The organism is uncultured Amnibacterium sp. (assembly GCF_964244015.1).
In the GTDB taxonomy this organism is placed as follows: Bacteria; Actinomycetota; Actinomycetes; order Actinomycetales; family Microbacteriaceae; genus Amnibacterium.
Genome location: NZ_CAXTHO010000185.1, coordinates 1 through 3,746, shown reverse-complemented (window position 1 = coordinate 3,746; position 3,746 = coordinate 1). Strand labels below are relative to the sequence as shown.

The 3,746-nt window shown below is 75.1% G+C and carries 6 protein-coding genes; all 6 read right to left on the bottom strand.

Annotated features, from left to right (window positions below):
* Positions 1 to 490 (bottom strand): toprim domain-containing protein (locus ACFE67_RS14465; protein WP_375407575.1); only part of this gene is annotated, 490 nt, incomplete at its 3' end.
* A 150-nt stretch (positions 491 to 640) separates the two neighbouring features.
* Complete coding sequence (locus ACFE67_RS14460; RefSeq protein WP_375407574.1) at positions 641 to 979, bottom strand: Rv3654c family TadE-like protein; 339 nt, start codon at positions 977 to 979, stop codon at positions 641 to 643.
* Complete coding sequence (locus tag ACFE67_RS14455; RefSeq protein WP_375407573.1) at positions 976 to 1,275, bottom strand: TadE family type IV pilus minor pilin; 300 nt, start codon at positions 1,273 to 1,275, stop codon at positions 976 to 978. The genes ACFE67_RS14460 and ACFE67_RS14455 overlap by 4 nt, the downstream gene beginning before the upstream one ends.
* Before the next feature lie 10 nt (positions 1,276 to 1,285).
* Positions 1,286 to 1,474 carry a DUF4244 domain-containing protein gene (locus tag ACFE67_RS14450; RefSeq protein ID WP_375407572.1) on the bottom strand — a complete coding sequence of 63 codons (189 nt, stop codon included), beginning with the start codon at positions 1,472 to 1,474 and terminating at the stop codon, positions 1,286 to 1,288.
* Between the two features lie 85 nt (positions 1,475 to 1,559).
* Positions 1,560 to 2,483 (bottom strand): type II secretion system F family protein, encoded by a 924-nt coding sequence (locus ACFE67_RS14445; protein ID WP_375407571.1) that lies wholly within the window; start codon positions 2,481 to 2,483, stop codon positions 1,560 to 1,562.
* Positions 2,484 to 2,491: 8 nt separating this feature from the next.
* Complete coding sequence (locus tag ACFE67_RS14440) at positions 2,492 to 3,481, bottom strand: CpaF family protein (protein ID WP_375407570.1); 990 nt, start codon at positions 3,479 to 3,481, stop codon at positions 2,492 to 2,494.
* Between the last annotated feature and the right edge of the window lie 265 nt (positions 3,482 to 3,746).

Genomic DNA, 3,746 nt, shown 5'->3' with positions numbered 1-3,746 from the left:
CCTCGTAGCCGTAGAGCCGGTCGAGGATGCGGCGGGTCTCCTGCGCGTCGACGAGCGCGGTGTCGAGGTCGCGGGTGTTGTCGCGCGCCTTCGTGATGGCTTCCTTGGTGATCTCGTGGAACACCATCCGCTTGACCGGGACCTTGGGCTTCAGCACCTCGAGCAGGTGCCAGGCGATCGCCTCGCCCTCGCGATCCTCATCAGTCGCGAGGAACAGCTCGTCGGCGTCCTTCAGCGCGCGCTTCAGATCGGCGACGGTCTTCTTCTTCTGGTCGGAGACCACGTAGTAGGGCTCGAACCCGTTGTCGACGTCGACGGAGAACTTGCCCATCGACCCCTTCTTCAGCTCGGGCGGGAGGTTCTTCGGCTCGATCAGGTCGCGGATGTGCCCGACCGACGCCTGCACCTCGTACCCGGGCCCCAGGTACTTCGCGATGGTCTTCGCCTTCGCGGGCGACTCGACGATCACCAGCTTCTTACCTGCGGGCATGGCCACCTCCTCGGCTCGACACCTCGACGCCCCCGTACGGAATCGGCGGTGGGCCGTGCCTGCGCAGGCTCGGCCCGGGGCCGGTCCCGCACACCATACACACGGCGCCGACGCCGCCCTGCGCAGGATGCCCGCTCCCCGTACCCCGCATCAGCGGACCGGAGGGGGTCCGGCGACTGCGACAGCGCCCGCCGCGAGGCCCAGCACCACCGCCGAGACCCGGACCTTCACGAGCGTCCCGCGCTGCTCGCAGCCGTCCAGACGGAGCGACGCCGCAGCGACGATCTCGGCCGCCCGGCCGCAGGGCACACCCGTCGCGACCCCGAGCGCGGTGTCCGCGCCGGCGAGCGCTGCCGCGTCCGCGGCCGACACCGCCCTGCGGTGCGCGTCGAGCGCCACGCCGACGGTCGCCAGCATCGCGAACAGGACGATGACAATGGCGATGACCGCCACGGCGAGCGCGGTGCCGGCCCCCTCCTCGCGGTTCACGGCAGGACGCCGGCCAGGTCGCATGCCGTCGCGGCGATCGGCACGGGGACCCCGAGGAGCGGCACCTCGCTGCGCACCGTGACGCAGACCGTCTCGGCGGAGCGCTGCACGCCGCTCACCCGCCCGCCGATCCGGTCGGCGGGCCCGCCGACCGGCTCCCCGACCGACGCGAGCCGGGCGGACTGCGCGGCGGCGTCCACCACCCGCAGCCGCTCCGTGCCGACCCGCAACCCGCCGAGGCAGGCCGCCAGCACGAGCAGCACCGCCGGCACGGCGACCGCGAACTCCGCGGTCACCGTGCCGTGCTCAGTTCGGCATCGCGAGCGCACGAGTCACCAGACCGAGCAGCAGCGTGCGCACCTCGTCGCTGCGCAGCACGACCACGAGCAGCGCGGCGAACCCGACGGCGGCGATGGTCGCGATCGCGTACTCGGCCGTGACGGCGCCCTCATCGACCAGCTCGTCGATCCGACCGGACAGTCGTTCCTGTTGCATCCCGTACCTCTTTCATAGAGCAGCCACGTCCAGGCGGACGCGGCCCGGCACGGGCAGGCCCATCCTGCCCCTCCGGCGCTCCGCGTCAGAGCGGCAGGGCTGTGGAGGAGAGGACTGCGAGCCCCACGGGCAGCGCGCCGAGCACGAGGAACGCGGGGAGCACGAGCAGGCCGAGCGGGAGCAGCAGCCGGACCGCGAGCGCCTCCGCCCGCAGGCGCGCCTCCGATACGGCGACACGACGCAGCCGATCCGCCTCCGCCGCCAGCAGCGCGACGAGCGGCAGCCCGGCACGGGCCGCGAACGCGAGCACCTCCTCCAGCTCGTCCGGCGGCGGCAGGTCGATGCCCGCGTCGGAGGCGGCCTCGTCCGCCTGCCTCCTGGCCGTCGCGACCGGCAGTCCTGCGCGAACGGCGACCCCCACCAGCTCGAGGTCGAGGCCGACGGTCCACGATGTCCGGCGGGCGGCGCGGATGAGGCGACGGCTCCACACCGCGGCGCCACCGAGCAGCGCTGCACCCAGGACCAGCAGCGCGGCCCCCGGCCCGGAGAGCAGCACACCGGGCACGTCGAAGCCGAACGCCCACCCGAGCACCGCGGTCGCGGGCGGCAGGAGGAGCACGAGCCGGGCGCTCGCGACCGGGCCGGCCATCGACGCGGAGACCACGCGGTGCAGCTCGGCCGTCCGCCGCGCCCCGCCGGCGGCCGTGGCGAGCGCGGCGGCGAGCGGGGCCCCCGTCTCGGCCGCGAGCGCGACGAGCGCTCCGGCGGTGCGCCAGGCCGTCGGCGCGGCGCCGAACGCGTGACCGAGCGGGATCCCGGCGGCTGCTGCGGCGGCGACCCCCGCAGCCATCGGGCGGATCGTGTCGGGCGCTCCGGCGGCGAGGTACGCCCATGCGGCCGGCTGCGTCGCGCCGGCGGAGACGAGTGCACGGAGGCGGTCGAGGTCCGCGGCGACGCCGTCCGCCTCCGTGGCCGAGTCGATGCGCCGGAGAACACGCGGCCGGATCACGGGTCGCATCACGGGTCGACGACCGCGAGCGACCCGTCCGCGCGGGCGGCGAGCGCACCGATCCGCTCCACCCGCCGCACCCCCTCCTGCCGCCCGAGCTGCACGACGACGTCGATCGCCACGAGCGCCTGGGCACGCAGGGCTGCGGGCGGCAGGCCGGCGAGGGCGCCGAGCGCCTCCAGCCGCGCGCCGAGGGCATCCGGATCCGCGCAGTGCACCGTGCCGGCGCCGCCGTCGTGGCCGGTGTTGAGGGCGTTCAGCAGCTCGGCGATCTCGGCGCCGCGGCACTCGCCGACGACGATGCGGTCGGGGCGCATGCGCAGGGTCTCCCGCACGAGCGCGGCGAGGCCGATCGCGCCGACGCCGTCGGTGTTCGGCTGCCGCGTCTCCAGGCCGACGACGTGCGGGTGGTCCACGACGATCTCGGCGACGTCCTCGACCGTCACGATCCGCTCGGAGTGCGGTACCTCCGCCATCAGCGCGGCGAGCAGAGTGGTCTTGCCGCTGCCGGCGGGGCCGCAGATCAGCAGGTTCCGCCGCGCACGCACGTGCTCGCGAAGCTCCGCCGCCTGCGCGGCGTCGACCATGCCGGCCGTTTCGAGGTCGGTGAGCCGCCACGGGGTGCTCCGCGCGATGCGGATCGAGATCAGCGGCCCGGCGGTGCTGACCGGCGGGAGCACCGCGTGCACCCGGGCGCCTCCGGGGATCCGCACGTCGACCGCGGGCGTGGCGTCGTCGAGGTGCCTGCCGCCCGCGGCGACGAGGGCGACCGCGAGACGCCGCGCTGCAGCGGCGTCCATGCCGGGAGCGCCGTGGACCACCTCCAGCCCCCGCCCGGCGTCCCGCCACAGCACGCCGCGCCCGTCGACGAGCAGATCGGTGACGTCGGGATCGTTCGCGTAGGCGGCGAGCGTCCCGAGCGCGGGCAGGCGATCGACGACGACAGGAGGCGGGGCCGCGGCATCGGCGGGAGCGCTCGGCAGGAACGGAGGAGCCACGCCCGCACGCTAGATCCACTCGGCCCCGCACGCCCGGCTCGCCCCTGGGGAGGAGCCGATCGCGGGGGGTGCGCGGGGTGGCCTCGTCGAGAGCCTCAGGACATCGCTCGAGGCTCGCTGCGCGCAGCCGTCAGCGGTTCGGGATAACAGCCGTGAGGCGAGCGCGCGTTCAGCGTGCCGCTACGGCAGCTGCGCCGCAGCAGCGGCGGCGCCATAAAAGAAGAAGCGGCACCTATTGGGGGGAACAGGTGCCGCCTCAGCAGCG

Bases quoted from the DNA above. Each gene is read 5' to 3' on its own strand.
- ACFE67_RS14450 (WP_375407572.1), bottom strand. From the start codon at position 1,474: ATGCAACAGGAACGACTGTCCGGTCGGATCGACGAGCTGGTCGATGAG.